The following is a 23,233-nucleotide window of genomic DNA, read 5'->3' on the forward strand; positions in this document are numbered from 1 at the left end:
CTGGACGGCCATTACTGACCGGACGCTTTGGGCAGCAGGTTCACGACCTCGCCCGACATCATCAGACGGTCACGGCCCGTATCCTTGGCGGCGTAGAGCGCGCGATCGGCGGCCTCCACCAGCGAGGCGAACCCTGCGGTGCGCTCGAACGCCGGCCGGCAGGTCGCGCCGCCAAGCGAGACGGTCACAGATGCCGAGATCGGGCTCGAGGCGTGGACGAGGCCCGCCTGGTGAATGGCCTCGCGGATCCGCTCGCCGATCCGGGCGCAGCCGGCCGCATCGGTATTGGGGAGCAGCATGGCGAATTCCTCGCCGCCGTAGCGCGCCGCCAGATCGCCGGCGCGGTGCATCTCGGCCGCGAGGATCCTTGCGACCACGCGCAGGCAGGCATCGCCCGCGGGATGGCCGTATTCGTCGTTGTAGGCCTTGAAATGGTCGACGTCGATCATGAGCAAGGCGAGGCTGGAGCGGTCGCGATAGGCGCGCGCCCATTCATCGTTCAGCCGGTCGTCGAAGCAGCGGCGGTTGGCAAGCCCGGTGAGACTGTCCTCGGTCGCGAGCGTCTCGAGCCTGGTTTCCAGCGTCTTCTGCTCGGTGATGTCGCGCGAGATCGCGACCACGCCGTCGACGTTGCCGTTGTCCTTGCGTGTCACCCGCATGGTCGATTCGAGCCAGACTTCGCCCTTCTGACGGTGCGAGTTGCGATAGGTGACGCGCACTTCATCCTTCTCGCCGCGCTTCATGGCATCGACGAGGGCCTGGACCTGCGGCAGGTCGTCCGCATGAACGCCCGCGAGTGCGGGCGTTCCGATCAGCTGGTTGGCCCGCCAGCCGACGACGCGGACCGACGAGGGAGAGACGTAGCGCAGCCGCTCGTCGAGCCCGATACGGGTCACCATGTCGCTGGAGCCTTCGGCGAGCAGGCGGAAATGGGCTTCCTTCTCGATCAGGGCCGCGGCCATGCGCTGGCCTCGCTGCAACTGCCGCACCAGCACCGCGCCGATGATCGCAATCAGCATGACCAGCGCGAGGACATAGAGCATGCGGGAAATCGCGGCGGCGCGCCAGGGCGCCAGCAGTTCGTCCTTGTCGACGGTGGCGAGCAGGAAGAACGGATAGCGGCCAGAGCGCTTGAAGAAGCTGACGCGTTCGGCGCCGTCCAGCGGCGACTTGAAGTGATAGGCACCGCTCGGCCCTTGCAGGCTCGGGTTGCGAAACAGCGGCTTGTCGGCGACGCTGCGTCCGACGAACTTCTCGTTGCTCGGGTAGCGCGCGACGATCAGGCCATCGCCATGTGTCAGCGCGACGGAGCTGTTGCGGCCTATCTCGAACTGCTCGTAGAAGTGGGACAGATATCCGGAGCTGATGGTCGCGAGCACCACGCCGCCAAAGCTGCCGTCCGCCTTGTTGAAGCGGCGCGACAGGGTGAGGACCCATTCGCCATCGAGCAGGCTCTTCACGGGACGGCCGAGATGGGCCTCTCGTTTCGGGGAGAGCTGGTGATGGCGGAAGAACGCGTCGTCGCTGAGCGTCGAGCCGATCGTGCCGGGCGAGGTCAGCCAGTTACCCTGGTCGTCGATGATGGCGAAGCTGTGCACGCGCTCCGTCGCCTTCTTGCGCACCTCCATGAGGTTTCTGAGCTTGGCGATCGTGGCGGGTTCGGTGCCGTCCATCTCCAGCCGGCTGACGACGCCGACGACGCCGGAATCGAGCAGATCGAGGCTGTCCTCGGCATGCTGCGTCAGCGATCGCGCAACGTTCGCCATCTCGGTCTCGGCGCCCTTGAGCACCGCGTCGCGCGCGGCCCATTCCCGCCAGGCGCTGACGCCGAGGATGGTCGCGCAGGTCAGCACGACAAACGCCGCCGCGCGTAGCGGCAGGCGGCTCCATCCGGCTCTTTGGGTAGCAGCGCTCATGCGGCAGAATTCTCCGATCGTTTCGGAAACTCTGCCGCTTCTATTATTGAACTCTGAAATGACTGCCGAAATACACCGCGATACCTGCGCTTTCCCGTAGTCCTACGGACGCAAGGATCAGCGCATCGCTAACAGGGTATTAGCGAACCTATCGGATTCCGGCTCCGCTCCCGCTAGCTGAAGATGGCCTTAACCTTGTCCCAGAGCGAGGGATTGTCGGCGTCCGCATCGGCCTTCGAGGGTGTCGGCTGGGCGGCACTCACGGGATCGGACGCCGGGAAGCTGTCCTTGAGCCCGGTATCGAGCTTGGCATGACGATCGGCGGCCAGCGCCTCATGCAGATCGTCGGCGTGCTTGTCGTGCGGCGCGGGATTGAATGACTCAGCCATGATCTCCTCCATTGGTTGGTCAACGCAGCCCAATTGGGCTTGTTCCCCTGTTCCGCTGAAGGCCGCCGCGGTGTATCAGGAGCCGTAACCTTGCTCAGGACCATTCGTGCCCCAGTCTGCGACAAAGCCTTTCATCGACGTGCTCTCCGGCCAGCGCCAAGCCATCCCGCCGATGTGGATGATGCGCCAGGCCGGCCGCTACCTGCCGGAATATCGCGAGGTGCGGACCAAGGCCGGCGGCTTCCTCGATCTCTGCTTCAACCCGGAACTTGCGGCCGAGGTCACGCTGCAACCGATCCGGAGATTCGGCTTCGACGCGGCGATCATCTTCTCGGACATCCTGGTGATCCCCTACGCGCTCGGCCGCTCCGTGCGCTTCGAGGTCGGCGAAGGTCCGCGGCTCGAGCCGCTGGATGATCCCGCGAAGGTCGGAACGCTCGCCCCGCGCGCCGACTTCGGCAAGCTCGCGCCGGTGTTCGAGGCCTTGAAGATCGTGCGCGGCGCGCTCGATCCCAAGATCGCGCTGATCGGCTTCTGCGGCGCCCCGTGGACGGTGGCGACCTACATGGTCGCGGGCCACGGCACGCCCGACCAGGCCCCGGCGCGGATGATGGCCTACCGGCATCCGGACGCGTTTGCGAAGATCATCGACGTGCTGGTCGACAACTCGATCGAGTATCTGCTGGCGCAACTCGAAGCCGGCGCCGATGCCTTGCAGATCTTCGACACCTGGGCCGGCGTGCTGCCGCCCGCCGAGTTCGCGCGCTGGTCGGTCGATCCGACGCGGCGCATCATCGAGGGCGTACGCGCGAAGCTGCCGGACGCGAAGATCATCGGCTTCCCCCGCGGCGCCGGCGCGCAATTGCCGGGTTACGTCGAGGCGACCGGCGTCAACGGTGTCAGCATCGACTGGACCGCGGAGCCGGCCTTCATCCGCGAGCGCGTGCAATCACGCGTCGCGGTGCAGGGCAATCTCGATCCGCTGGTGCTCATTACCGGTGGCGCCGCGCTCGACCGCGCGATCGACAACGTGCTGGCGAACTTTGCGCAAGGGCGCTTCATCTTCAATCTCGGCCACGGCATCCAGCCGGAAACGCCGATCGCCCATGTCGAGCAGATGCTGAAGCGGGTGCGGGGGTAAGGGGCGGTCTCGTTGCGGCCATCCTTCGAGACGCGCGCAAGAGCGCGCTCCTCAGGATGAGGTCTCGTTCTGCGGCGACACCCCAGACCTCATGGTGAGGAGCGCCGTCTTACGGCGCGCCTCGAACCATGAAATTATAAATCCGCGAAAACAACCCCATGCACAGTAGACAAGTCATTGAAAAATCTGAGCCGAGCATTGTTCGACTCACAAGGGGCGTTTGACACGTCGGGCAAGACAGGCGCACGATGCCATGATCGCACCGACGATCGTTTTGCAGCAGGCTAGCGCGGCCGGCTGCGCTCGATGATCTCGGCAGCGCCCCTCGTCAGCAGATCGAGACCCACCGCACGGCCGAGCTCACGGGGCCGGTTGGCGGGGCCTGTGCGCGAGGCTTCGATGATGGTGTTGCCGGAGAGGTCGAGCACGGAGGCGGTGAGCGACATCTGACCGCCTGCGATGGTCGAGAAGCCCGCGACAGGCGAATTGCAGTGGCCGTTCAGCACCCAAAGCACCTCGCGCTCGGCATCGGCAGAGGCATGCGCGGCGGGATCGTCGATCGATGACAGGATTTTTCGCGTTTGCCAGTCCTGCGCGGCGCATTCGACCGCGACGATGCCTTGCCCTGCCGCCGGCAGCATCTCCGCCGGCGTAAACTCGTAGGCGATGCGGCCCGCCAGGCCGACGCGATCGAGGCCGGAGCGCGCCATGATCAGCGCATCGGCCGGCCCCACCGCGCCGCCATCCGGCAGGCGCTGCTTCTCGCCGTTGTCGAGCTTTCGCACGCGCGTGTCGGCGGCGCCGCGGAAGTGGATGACCTCCACATCAGGAAACAGCCGCCGCGCATAGGCCGCGCGACGCACCGCGTTGGTGCCGATCTTGAACCCCTTGCCGTGCGACTGGCGCAGTGCTTCCAGCGTCACGCCGTCGCGCAGCACCAGCGCGTCATTGGGCGGATCGCGCGACAGCGTGGCGCCGATGACGAGGCCGGGCGTGTCCTCGTTGCCCGGCATGTCCTTCAGCGAATGCATCGCCGCCTGGAGTTCACCCGACAGCACGGCGGCGCGGATCTGCGCCACGAAGGCGCCGCCCTTGCCGCCATGCGGCAAAAGCTTGCTGGTCTGGTCGAGATCGCCCGTGGTGTCGAACTTGACGATCTCGACCTCGAGATCGGGCACGGCGGCGGTCAGGCGGCGCGCGATCTCTTCCGTCTGTGCCAGCGCCATCGCGCTCTTGCGTGTGCCGATCTTGAGTCGAGTAGCCAAGTCCTGGTCCTTTCACTGCGCGTTGTCTTATTTGAGCATGATCTTGTCGGAAAACCGGTGCCCACTTTTCCGGATCATGCTCTACCGCGCATCCTCCAATATCATGTCGGAGGCCTTTTCGGCGATCATGATGATCGGCGCGTTGGTGTTCCCCGACACGAGGTCCGGCATGATCGAGCCGTCGACGACGCGAAGGCCTTCGAGCCCCCTCACCTTCAGCCGCTGGTCCACCACCGCGAGCGCGTCGTTGCCCATACGACAGGTGGAGGTCGGATGGTAGATGGTGCTGCCGCGCTCGCGGCAATAATCGAGCAGCTCGGCATCCGTGGATACCTTCGCCCCGGGATCGACCTCACCCACGACGAACGGCTTCAGCGCCGGCGCATTCAATATCTTGCGCAGGATCTTCAGGCCCTCGACGTTGGTGGTACGATCGGTCTCGGTCGACATGTAGTTGATGCGGATTTCCGGCGGCACGGTCGGATCGGCGCTCCGGATGCGCAAGGACCCGCGGCTTTCGGGCCGCAGCTGGCACACCGAGGCGGTGAAGCCGGAAAAGTCATGCAGCTTCTCGCCCATCTTGTCGGTCGAGAACGGCAGGAAGTGGACCTGGATGTCGGGCGAAGCGAGCCGCGGGCTGGTCTTGAAGAACGCGCCGGCCGTGCCCGCCGCGATCGTCAGCCAACCTTTGCGGAACAGCGCGTAGCGCGCGCCGGCCAAAGTGCGACGGATCGGGTTGTTGACGGTGTCGTTGAGCGTGATCTTCTGCGAGCAGCGCATCACGATGCGGACCTGCATGTGGTCCTGGAGATCGTGGCCGACGCCTTGCGCATCCAGCACGACATCGATGCCGTGCTTGCGCAGCAGATCGGCGGGACCGACGCCGGAGAGCTGGAGCAGCTGCGGCGAATTGTAGGCGCCGCTCGACAGCACGATCTCCTTGCGTGCGCGGGCACGGCGCAGCTGCGCGCCTTGCCGGTATTCGACGCCGACGGCACGGCGCCCCTCGAACAGCACGCGCTGGCCGAGCGCCTCGGTCTCGATCTTGAGATTGCCGCGCGTCTTCGCCGGGCCGAGATAGGCGACCGACGTCGAGGCGCGGCGGCCGTTGCGCGTCGTGGTCTGGAACAGTCCGACGCCTTCCTGCGTGGCGCCGTTGAAATCAGGGTTGTAGGGCAGACCGGCCTCGACCGCGGCGTCGATGAAGGCCTTCGACAGCGGATCGGTCACGATCATGTTGGAGACCGGCAGCGGCCCGCCGCTGCCGTGATACTGGTCGGCGCCGCGCGACTGGTTCTCGGCCTTCTTGAAATAGGGCAGCACGTCGTCATAGCCCCAGCCGGTGTTACCGAGCTGACGCCAGCGGTCATAGTCCTCGTGCTGACCGCGAACATAGAGCAGGCCGTTGATCGAGCTCGAGCCACCCAGCGTCTTGCCGCGCGGCTGGAACACCTGGCGCCCCTTCAGCTCGGGCTCCGGTTCGGTCTGGTACATCCAGTTGACGGTCTTCTCCTTGAACAGTTTGCCGTAGCCGAGCGGCACGTGGATCCAGATGTTGGAATCCTTCGGGCCGGCCTCGAGCAGCAGCACGCTGTGCTTTCCATTCGCCGACAGGCGGTTGGCGAGCACGCAGCCGGCGGAACCGGCGCCGACGATGATGTAGTCGAATTCGGGATCGATTGGTGCGAGAGAGGAGTTTGCGGTCATGTCTTGCCAGTGTTCTTGTTGGTGTGGGCGTTTCCGTTCGTGGCTTACCACGATCATGCGCGCAGACGCAGCGCCTCGACCAGCGACTTGAACGCACGGGCATATTCCGCGCCCGCCCTTGCGATATCGGCGCGTCCGGCGCAGGCGACCGCAGCCTCCGTGACCGCGCCGAGCAACAGCCGCGCCAGCGGCTCGACCGGCTGCCGCGCGATCAGCCCGGCCTCCATGGCGGCCGCGATCGCGCGCGGCAGCTTGCCGCCGAAATGCTCGGCATCGATCTCGCGCCAGCGCTCCCAGCCGAGCACGGCCGGGCCGTCGCGCAGGATGATCTGGCCGGTCGGGCCCTTGGCGGTCGCTGCGAAGTAATGCTGGGTGCCCGCGACCATCGCGGCGAGCACGTCCTTCTCGGCCCGCGCGGTGCTGTCGATCTCCGCAACGAGGTCGCGCGAGACCTGCTCGAACACGGCTTCGAACACCGCCTCCTTGGTCTTGAAGTGATGATAGACCGCACCCTTGGCGACGGAGGCCCCCTCCGCGATCTCGTCCATGGTGGTGGCGGCAAAGCCTTGCGTCCCGAACAGGCGGCGCGCCGCCGTCAGGATCGCCTCCGATGTCGCCGCCCTCCGCTCCGCCTGTTTCGCCATGAGTGTCGTCTAATCCAATTCGGCTGATACGGCCAGTTGACTTTTCGACTACCGGTCGGTATTTACCGACCATCAGTCGGTTTTAATCGTGAGGTATGTCATGCCGAGTCGTGAGATCGTCGAAGCCTTTGCGAAGCGGCTGGAGGATGGGGACTTCGTCGGCGCGATCGAACATTTCTATGCGCCCGACGCCGCGACTTATGAAAACAACGCCGCGCCAACCGTCGGCCGGGAAAAATTGGCAGCGAAGGAGCGCGGCGTGCTGGCCGCGACCAAGGAGGTCAAGGCCGTGCGCATCGGGCCGAGCCTGATCGAGGGCGACACTGTCGCGACACGCTGGCGGTTCAGTTTCACCAGCGCGGAAGGCGTCATCCGAACGTTGGATGAGATCGCGTGGCAGACCTGGCAAGGCGACCAGCTGATCGAAGAACGGTTCTATTACGATCCGAAGCAGTTGGGGCGGTGATCGCGTCTCCCGGACACCGGTGTCATCGCCCGGCTTGACCGGGCGATCCAGTATTCCGAGACGATTGTGATTGATCCGATAGTCCGCGGCGTACTGGATGCCCCGCCCCCGTGCGCAATTGCGCACTAGGCGGGGCATGACAGCGGAGTTGGTCACGAACGTGCTCCTCGGTTACAACGGTAACGCGGGGTGCCGCATTTGTATCGATTTGTTATCGATACTGTCGATGGAACACGCAGAAGTGGTCGCGGCGACCGTGACAGGCGGGGATAATTCATAGTTCGTCAAAGGTTTGCAGCGAATTCTCCTGATTGAGCCGGACGAACGGCCCATCCTGCTAGGCTCTAGAATGCGGACTCAACTGACCACCTATTTCGCGCGGCTGTTCGCCGGCGATCTGTCAGCGTTCGGCGGTCCCGCAACCGACGAAGCCATGGCAGGCCATATCCGCGCGGAACAGATGTCGCTGGTGCTCGGCTATTCGGTCGGCATCATGCTCGCCAATGCCTGCAACGCCGCCGTGCTTGCCATCGCGCTGTGGCATTCGCCGGACCGGACGTTCGCCCTGATCTGGGCCGTCGTCGTCGCCGCTGCCGCGATCGCGTTCGGGGTGCAGTCCCACGCCTCGCGCCGGATCACAAAACCGCAATTCGTCTCGCGCCGCGCCATGCATCGGCTGGTGCGCAATGCCTTCATCCTCGGGGCCGCCTGGGGCATCGTGCCGGTCGCCTTCTTCGCAAACGCCGCAACCGGCGGCCAGCTTGTCATCACCTGCCTTTGCTCCGGCATGCTGGCCGGTGGCGCGCTGGCTTTCGCCACCATCCCGATTGCGGCCATCGCCTTCACGACCCCCATCTTCGTCGGCATCGCCATCTGCCTCGGCCGTGACGGCGATCCAGCCTATGTGCTGATGGCCATCCTGGTGGTGGTCTACGGGTCAGTGCTGCTGCGCGCGGTGTTCGTGAATTCAATCGGGTTCGCGCGGCGCGTGATACGGCAGGTCGAGGCCGAGCGCACGGTGCGGCAGGATCCGCTGACTCTCCTGCCCAACCGCTTCGCCTTCAACGAGACGCTCGATGCCGCCTTGAAGCGGCTGGCCCTGTCGGGCGAAGAGTTCGCGGTGCTGCTGCTCGATCTCGATCGCTTCAAGGAGGTCAACGACAAGTTCGGCCACCCCGCCGGCGACGAATTCCTGGTCCAGGTCGCAAGCCGCCTGCAACGCTGCACCCGCGCGGCCGAGCACGTCGCGCGCATCGGCGGCGACGAGTTCGCGCTGGTGATGGCCAACCTGGCGCGGCCCGAGGATGCGCTCGAAATCGCCGAGCGCTTCGTCGCAGCCTTCACCGAGCCGTTCCCGATCGAGGGCCGCCAGCTCGCGGGCGCGACCAGCGTCGGCATCGTGCTGGCACCGCGCGACGGCAACACGGCCCTCGACATCATGAAGAACGCCGACGCGGCGCTCTACCGCGCCAAGAAGGCCGGACCCGGCACGGTCTGCTTCTTCGAGGTCAGCGACGACAGGCTGTCCCGCGATCGCAAGGCGCTGCAATCGGACCTCGAGGGCGCCATCGCGCGCAACGAGCTGTTTCTCGTCTTCCAGCCGTTCCTCGACCTCGGCGAGAACCGGATCACCGGCTTCGAGGCGCTGCTGCGCTGGCAGCATCCGTCGCGCGGACTGGTGCCGCCGAGCGAATTCATCCCCATCGCCGAGGAGACCGGGCTGATCCACGCGATCGGCGAATGGGTGATCAGGCGTGCCTGCGCGACGCTGGCGGACTGGCCCGAGGAAATCAGGGTCGCCGTGAATTTCTCCGCGGCGCAGTTTCACAACACCGGCATCCTCCAGACCATCGTGCAGGCGCTGGCCGACGCGAAGGTCTCTCCCAGCCGGCTCGAGATCGAGATCACGGAATCGATGCTGCTGTCGAAATACGGATCGGCCGTGTCGACCCTGAACGCGCTGCTGCAACTCGGCGTCACCGTGGCGTTAGATGATTTCGGCACCGGCTTCTCGTCGCTGACTTACCTGCGCAAGCTGCCGTTCAGCCGCATCAAGATCGACCAGTCCTTCATCCGCGACATGCTGGTCCAGCCGGACTGTGCCGCGATCGTGAAGTCGGTGATTTCGCTCGCGCGCGACCTGCGCATCGGCGTGGTCGCCGAAGGCGTCGAGACGGCCGATCAACTCGAGTATCTGAGGCAGATCAGTTGCGACGAAATCCAGGGCTATCTGATCAGCCGGCCGGTGTCGGCTGAGCAGGTTCTGGCGCTGCTCGACACGAAGAAGCTGCGGGCGACCTACGCGGCATAGGGCATAGACTCGCAAAGTCTCCGCAGCCATGGGATCGGTCTGCTTCGCTGACCTAAGGTAGCCCGCTGTTCTGAGAGTGCTTAGTGTTTCGGCGCGCTACCTCTAACGAGGACTTGCCGTGTCGGCTCCATTAGGCAACACTTGCCTCATTTCAGAGTAGTTATTTTTGAGGGGCATCATCATGCCTGAGATATTGGACGTCCTGCTGTGGTGTGCCGCGCTTGCGACATGGCTGATGCTTTTCTTCGCCTTCGTGAGCAAGGCCCTGAAACCGCTCTCCAAGAGCGTCCGCCGTGTGATCGAGGAAGCTTTCAAGCCCAACTTGAAGTGATGTCGGCTACGATGCCCGATCGAAACTGAACCGGCCTGCGCCGGTGACGAAGATCAACATCGCGCCTCCCATGATCGAGACGTTCTTCAAGAAATGGTTGTATTGACCAACCTGCTGCGCACCCGCGGGATACTCCCAGTAGCGATGCGCAACAGCCGTTGCCGCCACGACGAACACAAACGTCAGGATTGCGCAGTAGCGCGTCCCGACGCCCAATATCAAACCAACGGATATCAATATTTCCAGTGCGATGTTCACCATGGTGAACAGCTCAGGTGCTGGAAGGTTCAGGGACCTGAAATAACCCACGGAGCCGCTGAAGTTGGATATTGCTCCGTACGCGCTTCCGACGAATACCCACGCGAGCAGAATGCGGCCGATCAAGATCAGCGAGTCAGCTCTCCTTGTGGCGAACTCATCGACTGCCAGCGAGACCGAATTGGATTTCATGGCAGAACCTCCACCCTTGTTGTCCAAGACCGGCTGAACACTTTGACTGCCGAGAGCAAACCTTATCATGACTGACGGACCGCACGAAGCGCTCTAACCGCCTCGTTGGCGCGGCAAAACGAAGCCCGCTTCGCACAGGATTGGTCCGGCTGCAAATGGCCCTTGGCTGCCTCGCCAGGACGAACCGCACCCGCCTGCTCCCGAGCGTAGAGCGGATGCGCATGCCTTCAGGCTGATCGCGTTTTCCGAGTACGCCTTCCAGCCCCGCCTCAGATCGCATCCGCCCGCAGCAGCGTGTCCACGGTGATGGTGCCGCGGGCACGGGAGACGCAGGCGCAGATCTTTTGGTTGCTCTGTTTCTGATGGTCGCTGAAGAAGACGTCGCGATGGTCGATCTCGCCGTCGACTGCGACGACGTCGATGGCGCAGAGGCCGCATTCGCCGCGCTTGCAATCGTACATCACGTCGTGGCCGCTGGCATTGAGCACGTCCAGCATCGAGCGCTCGCGCGGGATTTCGAGTTCGACACCGGAGTCTTTCAAGCGCACGCGAAAGGTCTCGGTCGGCAGCGTGCCGCTGGAGCCAAACGTCTCATAGCGAAGATCGGCGAGCGGATGGCCGGCTCCGATCCAGGCGTGGCGCGCGGCATCCAGCATCCGCATCGGGCCGCAGAACAGCGCCAGCGCGTTTTGCGGCAATGACGCGAACAGCGCGTCGAGATCGAGCCGCCTCCCTTCATCGCTCGCATGGACCACCAGGCGGTCGCCGAGCATCCCGGCGAGATCGTCGAGATAGGCGGCCTCGCTACGCGAGCGCACGGCATAATGCAGAGTGACGTTTGCCCCTCGCCGCGCCAGCGCCTGCGCCGCGCCGAGGATCGGGGTGATGCCGATGCCGCCGGCGATCAGGCAATAATTGTCGCGCGCCCAGTCGACCGCGAGCAGGGAGGCGGGCTGCGTGATGTCGAGCCGCGCGCCCGGTGCTAATTGCCACATATAGCGCGAACCGCCGCGGGAATCCTCGGCGCGGCGCACCGCGATCTTGAGGCCACGCGATGTGGCCTCGCCGACCAGCGAATAGGATCGCGTCTCGGGCAGGCCGTCGATGGTCACACTGACATTGATGTGGCTGCCGACCGGATAGGCGGCGCCGTCGAACCGGTCCGGCAGGATCAGGAATTCGCGGATGCCGGGGGCAAGGTCGCGCGTCGAGACGAGCGTCGCCGGGGTCCAGGTTTCGATGAAGCGCATGGTGACTGCCCTAATCGGTTGCGGTCTTGATCAGCGCGAGCGCCGGCAAGAGGTCGAGATGGGTCCGGTTGCGCAGCGCGAGCCGCAGGTTGCGCACCGCGAGCCGCGCATGCTCGCGCATGATAGCTTCGGCGCGCGTACCTTCGCGGTTTTCGATGGCGTCGATGACGACGCGGTGGTGCTCCTGCCCGATGATCAGGATCTGCTGCGCTTCGGGCAGCGCCGACTGTGCCATCACGAAGCCGCTCGGCGAGGCGAACGGCAGCGCGGAGGCGCGGTCGATCTGCCGGATCAGCGGCGGGCTGCGCGACAATTCCGTGAGCAGCGCGTGGAAGCGCGCGTTCAGCGTGACATAGGACGAGAACGCATCGACCGAGATCGGCACCTGGCGCAGCAATTCGTCGATCGCGGCGAGACATTCCTTCAGCGGCTCGAGCTCGCGCGCGGAGACGCCGCGCTCGGCGGCAAAGCGCGCAGCGAGCCCTTCCAGCGTGCCGCGCAGCTCGATGGAGTCGGAGATGTCGCGCTCGGAGAACGCCTTCACCATGAAGCCGCCGGAGGGGATCGCCTCCAACAGGCCCTCCTCCTCCAGCCGCACCAGCGCCATGCGCACCGGCGTGCGCGAGGCGCCCGTCGTCTCCACCGCCTGAAGCTCGGAGATGCGCTCGCCGGGACGCAAGGAGCCCGACAGGATCTGGTCACGCAGCGCGAGCTGCGCCTTCACGGTCTGCGAGACGGAGCGGTCAACCTCGCGCTCGGCCATATGGCTACTCCGCGGCCTGAAGGTGCTGCGGCGCGTTTTCCTTCGCCACCATCTTGTCGATCAGCTTGCGCGTCCACATCGCGCCGGCGTCGATGTTGAGGTTGTAGAAGACGCGATCGGGGTTCTCGTCCATCGCGCGCTGCTGCGCTTCGAGGATCAGCTCGTCCTCGCGGAAGATGCCGGAGACGCCTTCGCGGATCTCGGTGGTGATGCGCTGCTCGCCGATCTGATAGTTGCGGACGAAGGCCCAGAAGTAGTGACAGGTCTTCTCCGTCTCCGGCGTGATGGTGTTGAGCACGAAGCCGTTGACGCCCTGCGAGCGATCGCCTTCCGGCGCGCCGGTGCCTGTCGGCGCCACGCCGACGTCGATGGCGATGGTGCATGGCGCCTCGAAGCGGATGATCTGCCAGCGATCGACGAGGCCGGGCTTGCCGAGCTGCTTGGCCCAGAACGGCGGCGCCTCGATGCCGCGCATCCAGCGCGTCACGGTAACGGTCTTCTCGCCATGGGTGACGTCGAACGGCGCTTCGGCGACCGCGTCATTGCCGATCGAGGAGCCGTGCACGAAGGTCTCGTGCGTGAGGTCCATGAGATTGTCGAGCACGAGGCGGTAGTCGCAATTGACGCGGATGGTCTTGCCGTCGCCGGCCCAGGCCGGATCGTGATTCCAGTGCATGTCGGGCACGAGCGCGGGATCGGCCAGCGCGGGATCGCCCATCCAGAGCCAGATGTAGCGATGGCGCTCGACCACGGGATAGGCGCGCACGCAAGCCGACGGGTTGATGGTCTCCTGCGAGGGCATGAAGGTGCAGCGCCCCTGCGCGTTGTACTTCAGGCCGTGATAGCCGCAGACGACGGTGTCGCCTTCGAGCCGCCCCTTCGACAGCGGCACCAGGCGATGCCAGCAGGCATCCTCGAGCGCAGCCACCGAGCCGTCGGCCTTGCGGTACATCACGACGTGCTTGCCGCAGATCGTCCGCGGCAGCAGCGCCGGCTTCACCTCGGCGTCCCAGGCGGCGGCGTACCAGGCGTTCATCGGGAAGGGCTTTGTCACCGGTCTCACTCCCAAGGTTTATGAATACGTTATGTATACATTACCAAGGGAGAAAGCGCCATTCAAGGCCGAAATTAGCGTATCCTGCTACCTATTTGCATGATTATGTATACAGGCTTGACCATGCCGTCATTCCCCGCGGAGGCGGGGAATCCAGTACTCCGCGGCGGTCATTGGTTCACACAAGTTCCGCCGCGGCGTACTGGATCACCCGCTTTCGCGGGTGATGACAGCGCGCGATACGGAACACCCTCCCCTGGAGGGGGCATGGAGGGGGCCTGGAGGGGGAGGGTAAGAAGGCGGCTGCGTCGGCAGTTACGCGCCGAACACCTTCGCCAGCCCGGCCCGGGCTTCTTCCTGAATCCGCTTCAGGTGCTCGGTGCTGCGAAAGCTTTCCGCGTAGATCTTGTAGACGTCCTCCGTCCCCGACGGCCTCGCCGCGAACCAGCCGAAATCGGTCTCAACCTTGATGCCGCCGAACGGCTGGCCGTTGCCGGGCGCCTTGCTGAGCGTGGCGCGAACGGGATCGCCGGCAAGATCCTTCAGGCCGAGTTGCTCGGGCGTGACGGACTTCAGGATGTTCTTCTGCGGCGTGGTCGCCGCGACGTCGATGCGCGCGTAATGGGGCATGCCGAACTCGGCGGTGAGGTCGCCAAAGAGCTGGCTGGGATCGCGGCCGGTCTTCGCCATGATCTCCGCGGCGAGCAGGCCGAGGATGATGCCGTCCTTGTCGGTGGTCCACACCGTGCCGTCGCGGCGCAGGAACGAGGCCCCTGCACTCTCCTCGCCGCCGAAGCCGAAGCCGCCGCTGAGGAGGCCGTCGACGAACCATTTGAAGCCGACCGGCGTCTCGACCAGCTTGCGACCGAGCTTTTTCGCGACGCGGTCGATGATCGAGCTCGACACCACGGTCTTGCCGATCGCGGCATCCTTGCCCCAGTTCGGGCGGTGCGCGAACAGATACGAGATCGCGGTCGCGAGATAATGGTTCGGATTCATCAGGCCGCCGGTGCGCGTCACGATGCCGTGGCGGTCGGCATCGGTGTCGTTGGCGAAGGCAACGTCGAAGCGGTCGCGCATGCCGATCAGGCTCGCCATCGCGTAAGGCGAGGAGCAGTCCATGCGGATCTTGCCGTCCCAGTCGACGGTCATGAAGCGGAAGGTCGGATCGACGGCCTCGTTCACGACCGTGGCCTTCAGGCCGTAGCGCTCGATGATCGGATGCCAGTAATGCACGGCGGCGCCGCCGAGCGGATCGATGCCGATATTGATGCCGGCGGATTTGACGAGATCGAGATCGACGACGTTGCCGAGATCGGCGACGTAGGGCGAGATGAAGTCGTAAGCATGCACGTTCGCACCCTTGCACGCCTTGGCATAGTCCATGCGCGCGACGCCCTTGAGCCCGTCGGCGAGATAGGCATTGGCGCGCTTCTCGACGACGCCGGTCACATCGGTGTCGGCCGGGCCGCCATGCGGCGGATTGTATTTGTAGCCGCCGTCTTCCGGCGGATTGTGCGAGGGCGTGACGACGACGCCATCCGCCAGACCCGACGTGCGGCCCTTGTTGTAGGTGAGGATCGCGTGCGAGATCACAGGCGTCGGCGTGTAGCCGCCGTCCTTGTCGATCATGACGTCGACGCCGTTGGCCGCGAACACCTCGACGGCGCTGACGAGAGCAGGTTCGGCCAGCGCGTGGGTGTCGATGCCGATGAAGAGCGGGCCGGTCAGCCCCTTTTCCTTTCTGTAGTCACAAATGGCCTGCGTGGTCGCGAGGATATGGCCCTCGTTGAAGGTGGTCTTGAACGAGGTCCCGCGATGACCGGAGGTGCCGAACGCCACCCGCTGCGCGGAATCAGCCACGTCGGGCTTATTGGCGAAATAGGCCGTCACCAGCCTTGGAACGTTGGCAAGCGCGCTCGGCGCAACCGGCTTACCCGCCGCGGGATCAACTTCTGCCACTGCAACTCCTCTGTACCGTTCAAACGACGGCCTGGAACACCATACCATCGGCCAGCCCGTCGCCAAGCCGATTGCGGGACCGACCCGATGCCACGCTCCGGGCGATGACCAACCGACAACGCCCTTCCCGCACAGGATGATCCATGGCGATTGCGCACCGCGCCCTCGTACTTTGGTCCCGGATTTCGCTTGATGCAGGACAAAGACGCTGCCGCGCCGCGTGGGGCACTCTGCTTTCCGTTTGATGAACGAACCGGGATTTGCAGGATTGGCCGGCTGATCCCTTGGCTGATTCCTTGGGGGAGTAGACTCAAGATGACCGGACGTCTGATCTTCGTGCTCATGCTGGCCTTGACCACATCGTCTTTGGCCACGCCGTCTGCTTCCGCCGCGGAAGGCGATCCGGCCGCGGGCAAGGCCGTCTTCCAGCGAACCTGTGAGAACTGCCACGCGGCAGTGATCGGGGTGAACAAGGTCGGCCCAAGTCTCTGGAATGTCGTCGGCCGCAAGCCCGCCGCCGTCCCGGACTTTGCCTATTCTGATGCGATGAAGGCCAACAAAGAGGCCTGGACGCCAACAGCGCTGGACGCCTATCTCGCCGACCCCCGCGGCGATGTCCATGGCGTCAAGATGTTCTTCAAGGGGCTGCCGAACCCCGCAGATCGGACCAACGTCATCGCCTATCTTCAAATGTTGAAATGAACGACTGGGGCGGACTCTAGACCGATCCGAACAACGCCCGTTCGCCGGTCATGCGGTTCTGCTATGATCCGCGCGGCCACGGAGAATCATCCACGCATGGACCTCGCGCGCTGGCATCTGCCCGTGCTTATCTTGCTCGCCGTTGCGGGGGCTGCGGCTCGCGCGACCGCCGCCGAGTTCTACACCGAGGATCTGCGCATCCCGATGGCGGAGGCCGGGCCGCAGGGGCTGGAGGCGTTCCTGGTGCGCCCGGCGGGGACGAAGCGCTATCCGCTCGCGCTGCTCAGCCACGGCTCGCCGCGCAGTTTCGACGACCGCGCCACCATGTCCGCGCACAAATATTACGGCATCGCGCTGGAATACGCCCGGCGCGGCTTTGCCGCGTTGATCGTGATGCGGCGCGGCTACGGCACCTCGCCGGGCGGACGCGTCGATAGCGTCGGCGGCTGCGCCAATGCCGCGTACATGCCGGCGGCGGCGGTTGCGGTCGCGGACCTGCGCGCGGCGATCGATGCGATGGCGCGTCGGGCTGACGTCACCACATCGGGCATGATCGCGGCCGGCCATTCCTCCGGCGGGCTCGCCACGGTCGCGCTGACGGCGCAGGCGCCGCCCGGTCTCGTCGCCGCGATCAGCTTTGCCGGCGGCCGCGGCTCGCGCGACGACGACGACGTCTGCAACGAGGGTGGGCTGGTGCAGGCCTTCGCCACCTTCGGCAAGACGTCCCGCGTGCCGATGCTGTGGGTTTACGCGACCAACGATCTTTTCTTCGGGCCCGATCTCGCCCGCCGGCTCTATGACGGGTTTCGCGGAGGCGGCGGCAACGTGAAATTCGTCGCGGCGGCGCCTTACGGCGACGATGGCCATTATCTCTATTCCGTGGTCGGCCGTCCGCAATGGACGCCGTATGTGGACGCCTTCCTGCGCGAGCGCGGGCTCGGTCACGACGTCCTCGGCCCGCCCGATCCGCTGCCGCCGCCGAGCCAGCTCAACGAGGCCGCACGCGCCGAGTTCGCGCGCTATCTCGCCAGCACCGTCCCTCACAAGGCTTTTGCAGTGTCGCCCAACGGCGGTTACGGCTGGCGTTCGGGCCGCGCGACGGCCGACGATGCCCAGCGCGATTCGCTGAGCGCCTGCATGAAATGGTCGCCCACCTGCACGCTCTATGCGGTCGATGACCGGCTGCTGGTCGGGGCCGCGCAAGGGACAATAACGGACCAGAGCGCCCGCGCGCGGTAGGCGCGAGGGCGATCAGGTCTTTCGACGGATGAGGCTAGAGCCGCTCGCTGAGCGCGAGCTTGTAACCGACGCCGGTCACGGTCGCGATCACGGGCGTGCCGCTGCCGACGAGCTTGCGGCGCAACCGCGCCACCAGCGCATCGACCGTGCGGATATCGACCTCGGCCTGGCGGTTGCTGACGACCTCGATCAGATAGTCGCGGCTGAGCGGCCTGCCGTCGGCGCCGACGAGCGCCGCCAGCAGGTCGAACTCGGCGCGCGTCAGCGACACCGGCTTGCCGTCGCTGCCGAGCAGCTCGCGCCGCGTCAGGTCGATGATCCAGTCGCCGAAGGCGATCGAGTTGTGGTTGCGCGCCGCCTTGCGGTCGATCGAGCGCCGGCGCAGCACGCTGCGGGCGCGCGCGAGCAGGTCGCGCAGATTGATCGGCTTGGTGACGTAGTGGTCGCCGGCGACCTCGAGGCCGAGGATGCGGTCGACGTCGGTGTCGCGGCGGGTCACGAAGATGATGCCCGCGTTGCTGGTCGCCTGGATTTCCTTGGCGAGCTCGAAGCCGTCTCCGTCGGGCAACTGCACGTCGAGGAAGACGAGGTCGGCGCGCCCGCGCAGCGCCTGGCGGCACTCCGCGCAGGAGCCGGCGCCGACCACGTCGAAATTGTTGTCGCTGAAGTAGCCGACCAGCATGGTCCGCGTCACCGGATCGTCTTCGACGACGATCAGCCGCTCGCGGCCTGCGGGACGCGCTTCCTGACGTGCGGAATCAGCCACGATGGTGGATATCCTGTGTGCTTGCGGCCCGGCCTGAAAATTCAAGTCGTTGCGCAATGCGCTGTCATGTGAACGTACATTCACAACTGGTTCGAGCCCCCGAATTGCCTGCTGGAATACTAGGCGTGTTGTGCTGCCTGAACAATATTGGTCACAGTCTCGACGCATTAAGTATGAATTGGCCCACAATTCTCATCCCGCGCATCATCACGCAGGCATGGTTCGCGCGAGCGCCGGGAGCCGGCCCAGGACCGCCGATCGCGCATCGGAACCCGATGCGGCTTGCCCCGCCGCGGACTTCAAACCTATTGTAAGTCCTCAAGTTCTGGACGCTGGAGTGGGGCGCCATGGAAGTCATACTGCTCGGCACCGGCGGCCCGCGCCCGGACCCGCGCCACATGGCGACGACCACGCTGATCAGGCTCGGCGAAGAGAACATCCTGTTCGACGCAGGCCGCGGCGTCATGGTGCAGCTCAGCAAGGCCGGCGTGCCGCTCGGCGCCATCAACACGGTCTTTCTCACCCATCACCACTTCGACCACATCGGCGACCTCTACGATGTGATGCTGAACTCATGGATGCACGGGCGCAGGGACGAGCTGCGCATCTACGGGCCGCCGGACACCGAACGGCTGGTCAACACGCTGGTCACGCAGGTCTACGACAAGGACATCACTTGGCGCGACCGGGGCGAGCCGACCTTCGGCGGCTGGAAACCGGTCGTCGCAACGGACATCGTGCCGGGTCCCGTTCTCGACACCGGGCGCTGGAAGATCAGCGCCGAGCTCGTCTCGCATGGCGATGGCCTCGACATGCCGCCGGCCTTCCTCGCGCGCTGGATGTGTCTCGGCTACCGCTTCGAGGCGGAGGGCAAGGTCATTGCGATTTCCGGCGACACGGTCCCCTGCCCCGGTCTGGAGCGACTGGCGGAGGGAGCCGACCTGCTGGTGCAGTGCTGCTTTCTCGCGACGCCGGAGATCAACAACGAGCACCTCCGCCGGCTTGCGACATTCACGATCGCCTGCGGCGACACGGTCGGCAAGGTCGCGGCCAAGGCCGGCGTGAAGAAGCTCGCGCTGACCCATCACCGGCCGCGCACCGACGATTCCATGCTGAACGCGCTGCTCGCGGATGTCAGGCAGGACTATTCGGGGCCCGTCGTGCTCGGCGAGGATCTCACGCGGATCGAGGTCTGAGGACCATCGGTTCACTCTCCGCGGGATATGAGCGCGGAGGCGATCCCGCCTCAGGACGATCCGACCTCGATCCGGTACGACAGCTCTTCTTCCGCGCCGGCGCAATGTGCATCAGGCCCGGCTTGTCGCTGAACTCACCGTTGAAGTCCTTGGGGCTGGCATAGCCGCGCCAGGATTGATCGAGCCAATTCCCTGGTGACAGCGAGTTTGCAGCGAAGACCACACAGCTGGACGCGATCACGCAGCAAAAACTCCAAGCAAGTGAGCCCGTTGTAGCAAACAGGCGAGAACGCAACAGGGAATGCAAACCTGAACAAGCGGGAAACCGTCTCCGAAAACAGGGAATGTGGTCCGCGGCGGAACTCTATGCGCCACGTTGACAGGTTGGTCTGAAGCGCCGACGCGTTTGCGCGTACGGCTGACGTCTGCTTGGCATCGCGGACCAACCGAACTGCCAGGGCTGAGCTAGATGCCTTGGAGCGTTGCCGAGCGATAAGACACCGGCCGCACGCGCAAATCAGACCTCTTTAGTTGAATCATTGGCTTGTTCTTGCGCGGGAGCCTCTGTTCCAGCAGCTTTGGTCACGGTAGCAGCCGACAATCGGTTGGTGAGATTGACCTCACCGCTCAACCTTAAAGGCTGACTCCCTTGGGGCTCCCTACGGCTTGTGAACGCCAAGCCTTCTCGCGCAGCGCAAGCCCGTGCTCGACGGCGGTCAGAGGGTCTCGTTCCTCCGGTTCGGTCGCGAGCGCGAAGTACCCCGAAAGATCATCGAACTCACCGAACGGGCTATTGTGGAGCTGCAGAAATCGTGGAGCATTGCCTGTCATGAGGTAACGGTCCAACCATCTCCTGATTGTAAAAGAGAGTAATCGGGAGCCATCCTCTCTACGGAAGCCATCTATATTCGCGGTTGCTGGCCGATCGCTGCGTTCAATCCAATCTTAACCCACTACCGCACGATCGGCCCCATTCCGAGTGATCTGATCAACGCGCCTTTTACTGTTCGTGGTCTAAGCTGGTGGCAAAAAACGATCGAAGGGAAGGGTTAACATGGGGAGGAGGTTCGAATGACGGCAAAACTCACGCGCGACAGCGCGAGGGCGCTCGTCGAAGCCGGTTACATGCCTTTGGCGCACTATATAGAAATGTTCGGTGAGGACAGTCCGACGGCGACGAGTTCGCCCTGCAGCGTCCCGAACAACGCGCCGGCCAAAAAGCTCTCAGTCGGGGCAGTTCAGGGGAAGCACGACCGTCCTTGACAGCAGCTGCGCAATGTCGAGGCCGGGTTCAGGATCCTGGCCCGATCACAACCCGGAACGAGAGCGTTTCCTTTGCGCCTGGAGCGATGTGCATCAAGCCGGGCTTGTCGCTAAATTCACCGTCAAAGTCCGCAGGACTCGCGTAACCGCGCCAGGGCTCGATGCAGAGGAACGGCGCGCCCGACGGTTTTGACCAGACGCCGAGCTCACGAAAACCGCGCCAAGACATCTTGAGCCAAGGCCCGGCGTCCTGCTTGGCTGCATAGCGGACCGCATGGCTGTTGATGCGATCGAAGATGACGGCGTCGATGGTGAACAGGGATTCCGACAGCGGAAGCACGGCGCCCCGGACGGGGCTCGGATCCGTTGCCGCAAGCAGCAGTCCGCCCTCGACACGGCGAACCGGAGATGACTCCTCGTTGGCAAAGGTCAGCGCGTAGCTCTCTTTCGACACTCCAGCCTGAAGCGGCCAGTTGAAGGCGGGATGGCCGCCGACCGACGCCGGCAGCGTTTCCCCGCCGGTGTTGACGATCTTCAGCGCCACGTCGAGTCCGGCGTCGTCGAGCGTGTAGGTCACAACCAGGCGGAACGCGAACGGATAGAGCGCGCGCGTCGCCTCGCTGTCCTCAAGCACCAGCGCGCAGCTGTTCTCGCCGCGCTCCACCCAGGCAAAGCGGCTGTCGCGCGCAAAGCCGTGCTGGGTCATCCGGTACGTCTTGCCCCGGTGCCGCATTTCGTCATTGGCGAGACGCCCGACGATCGGAAACAATAGCGGCGCATGGCGCGGCCAGGCCGGCCCTGCCTGCCAGATGAATTCGACGCCGGCAGCATCCTTCAGCGAGCACAGCTCGGCGCCTTGCGCCTTGATGGTCGCGGTAAGCCCGCCGCTACGGATCGTGTGCGTGTCGTCGGTCATGACCATCTCCGGTGAAGTGCGGGCGGTAGCCGTCGAGCAAGGCGTGGCCGTGCACACCGAAGCCGCCATCACGTAAACATGAAGTAGTCGCTGTGAAGGTTAGCCACCGTGGTTCCCTTGATCAAGATTGTATCATGACTATCCAATGTGATCAGAGCATCCGATCCCTGCTGAGTGATGTGAAGATCGCTGAAACTTGTGGCAAGCGAAGAGCTGACTGCGATCTTGTCCGTGCCGGCAGAGGTGTCGGTGTTGAAGCTGTAGACCGTGTCATTGCCGCCCTGATAGGTGACCGTGCCGCCATTGGTGGAGCGGAAGTAGAACGTGTCGTTGCCCGCACCGCCGGCAAGCTTCAGATTGTCGGCATAGGCATAGACCTCATGGGCTCCGCTCGTGTGCGTATATTCGCGCATCGTCAAATTGCCGCTAGCATTAATCGTGTCGGTGCGGATATCGCCGGTCCCGTCCTGGCTGTAATAGTCGACAGCGCGGGAGCCGTCGTTTCCGATGTGCGTGTGGTTGAGGATCGCTCCGGCGCTGGAGTAGTTGGAGATGTCCGTGCTGCCGTCCGTATTGTGTTTTTCCAGATAATCGTAGCTGCCGTCGGAGTGGAACCGCTCGACGAGGGTCGCGTTGCCGCTGGCGTCGTACGCCTGGTGGGTCGACGAATAGGACTGGCCGGTGATTTGATAGAGATAGGCATCCGACGAGCCGTCGCTGTGAACGATGTTGTCCTTTGTCAGCACACCGCCCGTGTAAATCTTGTTCTCCGCGCTGCCGTCGACGCTGGCCGTATATTCGGTCAGCTTGTAGCCGGCCGAGGTGTCGTAGGTCGTGGTTGTGGTGCCGGTCGAGATGACCGAGACCTCCGTGCTCAATTTGCCGGCGCTGTTGTAATAGTCATAGAGTTTCGAGCCGTCCGCATTGTACGCCGCCTTGTAGTCGTAACTGCCGTCGGCGTGGAAGCGTTCGATAAGCGTTGCGTTGCCGCTGGCGTCGCTGGCCTGATGCGTCGAGGTATAGGACTGGCCAGTGATTTGGTAGACATACGCATCTGACGAGCCGTCCTTGTGAAGGACGTTGTCCTTCGTCAGCACACCGCCCGTGTAAGTCTTGTTCTCCGCACTGCCGTCCGCATACGCAATGTAGTCCGTGACCTTGTAGCCGGTCGCCGTGTCGTAGGTCGTTGTCGTGGTGCTGGTCGACGTGACGGTAACTTCGGAGCTGTGAAGCCCCGTGCTCGTATAGTAGTCGGAGACCTTCGAGCCGTCCGAGTTATAGGCCACCTTGTATTGATAGCTGCCGTCGGCGTGGAAGCGCTCGATCAGCGTCACCTTGCCGCTCGCGTCGCCCACCTGATGGGTCGTGGTGTAGGACTGGCCGGTGATGTTGTAGATGTAGACCTCCGACGAGCCGTCCTTGTGAAGGACGTTGTCCTTCATCAGCACGTTGTTCGTGTAGACCTTGTTGTCGGCGCTGCCGTCCACATTGGCCGTATAGAC

At 64.5% G+C, this 23,233-nt stretch carries 20 protein-coding genes and 2 pseudogenes; 8 read left to right on the forward strand and 14 right to left on the reverse strand.

Going from position 1 to position 23,233, the window contains the following annotated elements; genetic code table 11:
• Nucleotides 1–11 precede the first annotated feature (11 nt).
• Nucleotides 12–1,916, reverse strand: a complete 1,905-nt coding sequence (locus A3M7_RS0142515) for a diguanylate cyclase (protein WP_027549358.1) — start codon at nucleotides 1,914–1,916, stop codon at nucleotides 12–14.
• Between the two features lie 173 nt (nucleotides 1,917–2,089).
• Complete coding sequence (locus tag A3M7_RS0142520) at nucleotides 2,090–2,305, reverse strand: hypothetical protein (RefSeq protein WP_027549359.1); 216 nt, start codon at nucleotides 2,303–2,305, stop codon at nucleotides 2,090–2,092.
• A gap of 106 nt (nucleotides 2,306–2,411) precedes the next feature.
• On the opposite strand from A3M7_RS0142520, the gene hemE reads away from it, so the two are divergent.
• Nucleotides 2,412–3,446: a uroporphyrinogen decarboxylase gene (hemE, locus tag A3M7_RS0142525; RefSeq protein ID WP_027549360.1), complete on the forward strand. Its 1,035-nt coding sequence runs from the start codon at nucleotides 2,412–2,414 to the stop codon at nucleotides 3,444–3,446.
• A 284-nt stretch (nucleotides 3,447–3,730) separates the two neighbouring features.
• On the opposite strand, the gene hemC is transcribed toward hemE, so the two are convergent.
• The 3 genes from hemC to A3M7_RS0142540 all read right to left on the reverse strand — a co-directional run bounded on the left by hemC (nucleotide 3,731) and on the right by A3M7_RS0142540 (nucleotide 7,062).
• Entirely contained in the window at nucleotides 3,731–4,711 is a 981-nt protein-coding gene (gene hemC / locus A3M7_RS0142530; RefSeq protein WP_027549361.1) for a hydroxymethylbilane synthase, read from the reverse strand.
• Nucleotides 4,712–4,792: 81 nt separating this feature from the next.
• Nucleotides 4,793–6,418: a GMC family oxidoreductase gene (locus tag A3M7_RS0142535; RefSeq protein ID WP_027549362.1), complete on the reverse strand. Its 1,626-nt coding sequence runs from the start codon at nucleotides 6,416–6,418 to the stop codon at nucleotides 4,793–4,795.
• A gap of 53 nt (nucleotides 6,419–6,471) precedes the next feature.
• On the reverse strand, nucleotides 6,472–7,062 hold the full coding sequence (locus A3M7_RS0142540) for a TetR/AcrR family transcriptional regulator (protein WP_027549363.1): 591 nt from the start codon (nucleotides 7,060–7,062) through the stop codon (nucleotides 6,472–6,474).
• A 100-nt stretch (nucleotides 7,063–7,162) separates the two neighbouring features.
• Between A3M7_RS0142540 and A3M7_RS0142545 the strand changes: the two genes are divergently transcribed.
• From A3M7_RS0142545 to A3M7_RS50190, 3 genes are all read left to right on the forward strand, one after another.
• On the forward strand, nucleotides 7,163–7,528 hold the full coding sequence (locus A3M7_RS0142545; RefSeq protein ID WP_027549364.1) for a nuclear transport factor 2 family protein: 366 nt from the start codon (nucleotides 7,163–7,165) through the stop codon (nucleotides 7,526–7,528).
• A gap of 349 nt (nucleotides 7,529–7,877) precedes the next feature.
• A complete protein-coding gene (locus tag A3M7_RS0142555; RefSeq protein WP_027549365.1) occupies nucleotides 7,878–9,839 on the forward strand; it encodes a bifunctional diguanylate cyclase/phosphodiesterase in 1,962 nt (653 codons plus the stop codon).
• A 181-nt stretch (nucleotides 9,840–10,020) separates the two neighbouring features.
• Nucleotides 10,021–10,170, forward strand: coding sequence for a hypothetical protein (locus A3M7_RS50190; RefSeq protein ID WP_198033920.1), 150 nt, complete (start codon nucleotides 10,021–10,023; stop codon nucleotides 10,168–10,170).
• Nucleotides 10,171–10,176: 6 nt separating this feature from the next.
• Here A3M7_RS50190 and A3M7_RS0142565 read toward each other — a convergent pair whose 3' ends face one another.
• From A3M7_RS0142565 to pgm, 5 genes are all read right to left on the reverse strand, one after another.
• Nucleotides 10,177–10,620: a DoxX family protein gene (locus A3M7_RS0142565; RefSeq protein ID WP_027549366.1), complete on the reverse strand. Its 444-nt coding sequence runs from the start codon at nucleotides 10,618–10,620 to the stop codon at nucleotides 10,177–10,179.
• A 269-nt stretch (nucleotides 10,621–10,889) separates the two neighbouring features.
• Complete coding sequence (locus A3M7_RS0142570; RefSeq protein WP_027549367.1) at nucleotides 10,890–11,870, reverse strand: PDR/VanB family oxidoreductase; 981 nt, start codon at nucleotides 11,868–11,870, stop codon at nucleotides 10,890–10,892.
• A gap of 10 nt (nucleotides 11,871–11,880) precedes the next feature.
• Nucleotides 11,881–12,633 (reverse strand): GntR family transcriptional regulator, encoded by a 753-nt coding sequence (locus A3M7_RS0142575; RefSeq protein WP_027549368.1) that lies wholly within the window; start codon nucleotides 12,631–12,633, stop codon nucleotides 11,881–11,883.
• Between the two features lie 4 nt (nucleotides 12,634–12,637).
• Nucleotides 12,638–13,687 (reverse strand): aromatic ring-hydroxylating dioxygenase subunit alpha, encoded by a 1,050-nt coding sequence (locus A3M7_RS0142580; protein WP_027549369.1) that lies wholly within the window; start codon nucleotides 13,685–13,687, stop codon nucleotides 12,638–12,640.
• A gap of 315 nt (nucleotides 13,688–14,002) precedes the next feature.
• Nucleotides 14,003–15,649, reverse strand: coding sequence for a phosphoglucomutase (alpha-D-glucose-1,6-bisphosphate-dependent) (pgm, locus tag A3M7_RS0142585; RefSeq protein ID WP_027549370.1), 1,647 nt, complete (start codon nucleotides 15,647–15,649; stop codon nucleotides 14,003–14,005).
• A 192-nt stretch (nucleotides 15,650–15,841) separates the two neighbouring features.
• On the opposite strand from pgm, the gene A3M7_RS0142590 reads away from it, so the two are divergent.
• Together A3M7_RS0142590 and A3M7_RS0142595 are read left to right on the forward strand one after the other, a co-directional pair.
• Nucleotides 15,842–16,351, forward strand: a complete 510-nt coding sequence (locus tag A3M7_RS0142590; protein WP_245284462.1) for a cytochrome c family protein — start codon at nucleotides 15,842–15,844, stop codon at nucleotides 16,349–16,351.
• Nucleotides 16,352–16,447: 96 nt separating this feature from the next.
• Nucleotides 16,448–17,590, forward strand: a complete 1,143-nt coding sequence (locus A3M7_RS0142595) for a S9 family peptidase (RefSeq protein WP_027549372.1) — start codon at nucleotides 16,448–16,450, stop codon at nucleotides 17,588–17,590.
• 34 nt (nucleotides 17,591–17,624) lie between these two features.
• On the opposite strand, the gene A3M7_RS0142600 is transcribed toward A3M7_RS0142595, so the two are convergent.
• Entirely contained in the window at nucleotides 17,625–18,440 is an 816-nt protein-coding gene (locus A3M7_RS0142600; protein ID WP_027549373.1) for a response regulator transcription factor, read from the reverse strand.
• Between the two features lie 263 nt (nucleotides 18,441–18,703).
• On the opposite strand from A3M7_RS0142600, the gene A3M7_RS0142605 reads away from it, so the two are divergent.
• Nucleotides 18,704–19,552 (forward strand): MBL fold metallo-hydrolase, encoded by an 849-nt coding sequence (locus A3M7_RS0142605; RefSeq protein ID WP_027549374.1) that lies wholly within the window; start codon nucleotides 18,704–18,706, stop codon nucleotides 19,550–19,552.
• Between the two features lie 50 nt (nucleotides 19,553–19,602).
• Here the strand turns inward: A3M7_RS0142605 and A3M7_RS50980 are convergent.
• Nucleotides 19,603–19,730, reverse strand: a pseudogene (locus A3M7_RS50980) (aldose 1-epimerase family protein); the annotation flags it as partial.
• An 893-nt stretch (nucleotides 19,731–20,623) separates the two neighbouring features.
• Between A3M7_RS50980 and A3M7_RS0142615 the strand changes: the two are divergent.
• Entirely contained in the window at nucleotides 20,624–20,815 is a 192-nt protein-coding gene (locus A3M7_RS0142615) for a hypothetical protein (protein ID WP_027549376.1), read from the forward strand.
• Between the two features lie 28 nt (nucleotides 20,816–20,843).
• On the opposite strand, the gene A3M7_RS0142620 is transcribed toward A3M7_RS0142615, so the two are convergent.
• Complete coding sequence (locus A3M7_RS0142620; RefSeq protein WP_027549377.1) at nucleotides 20,844–21,731, reverse strand: aldose 1-epimerase family protein; 888 nt, start codon at nucleotides 21,729–21,731, stop codon at nucleotides 20,844–20,846.
• Between the two features lie 68 nt (nucleotides 21,732–21,799).
• Nucleotides 21,800–23,233, reverse strand: a pseudogene (locus A3M7_RS0142625) (hypothetical protein); the annotation flags it as partial.

This window comes from Bradyrhizobium sp. WSM2254 (assembly GCF_000472645.1).
GTDB lineage: Bacteria > Pseudomonadota > Alphaproteobacteria > Rhizobiales > Xanthobacteraceae > Bradyrhizobium > Bradyrhizobium niftali.

Bases quoted from the DNA above. Each gene is read 5' to 3' on its own strand.
- A3M7_RS0142540 (WP_027549363.1), bottom strand. From the start codon at position 7,062: ATGGCGAAACAGGCGGAGCGGAGGGCGGCGACATCGGAGGCGATCCTG.
- A3M7_RS0142515 (WP_027549358.1), bottom strand. From the start codon at position 1,916: ATGAGCGCTGCTACCCAAAGAGCCGGATGGAGCCGCCTGCCGCTACGC.
- A3M7_RS0142570 (WP_027549367.1), bottom strand. From the start codon at position 11,870: ATGCGCTTCATCGAAACCTGGACCCCGGCGACGCTCGTCTCGACGCGC.
- A3M7_RS0142615 (WP_027549376.1), top strand. From the start codon at position 20,624: ATGACGGCAAAACTCACGCGCGACAGCGCGAGGGCGCTCGTCGAAGCC.
- A3M7_RS0142535 (WP_027549362.1), bottom strand. From the start codon at position 6,418: ATGACCGCAAACTCCTCTCTCGCACCAATCGATCCCGAATTCGACTAC.
- A3M7_RS0142595 (WP_027549372.1), top strand. From the start codon at position 16,448: ATGGACCTCGCGCGCTGGCATCTGCCCGTGCTTATCTTGCTCGCCGTT.
- A3M7_RS0142565 (WP_027549366.1), bottom strand. From the start codon at position 10,620: ATGAAATCCAATTCGGTCTCGCTGGCAGTCGATGAGTTCGCCACAAGG.
- A3M7_RS0142545 (WP_027549364.1), top strand. From the start codon at position 7,163: ATGCCGAGTCGTGAGATCGTCGAAGCCTTTGCGAAGCGGCTGGAGGAT.
- A3M7_RS0142605 (WP_027549374.1), top strand. From the start codon at position 18,704: ATGGAAGTCATACTGCTCGGCACCGGCGGCCCGCGCCCGGACCCGCGC.
- A3M7_RS0142555 (WP_027549365.1), top strand. From the start codon at position 7,878: ATGCGGACTCAACTGACCACCTATTTCGCGCGGCTGTTCGCCGGCGAT.
- A3M7_RS0142520 (WP_027549359.1), bottom strand. From the start codon at position 2,305: ATGGCTGAGTCATTCAATCCCGCGCCGCACGACAAGCACGCCGACGAT.
- A3M7_RS0142620 (WP_027549377.1), bottom strand. From the start codon at position 21,731: ATGACCGACGACACGCACACGATCCGTAGCGGCGGGCTTACCGCGACC.
- A3M7_RS0142575 (WP_027549368.1), bottom strand. From the start codon at position 12,633: ATGGCCGAGCGCGAGGTTGACCGCTCCGTCTCGCAGACCGTGAAGGCG.
- A3M7_RS0142590 (WP_245284462.1), top strand. From the start codon at position 15,842: ATGCAGGACAAAGACGCTGCCGCGCCGCGTGGGGCACTCTGCTTTCCG.
- A3M7_RS50190 (WP_198033920.1), top strand. From the start codon at position 10,021: ATGCCTGAGATATTGGACGTCCTGCTGTGGTGTGCCGCGCTTGCGACA.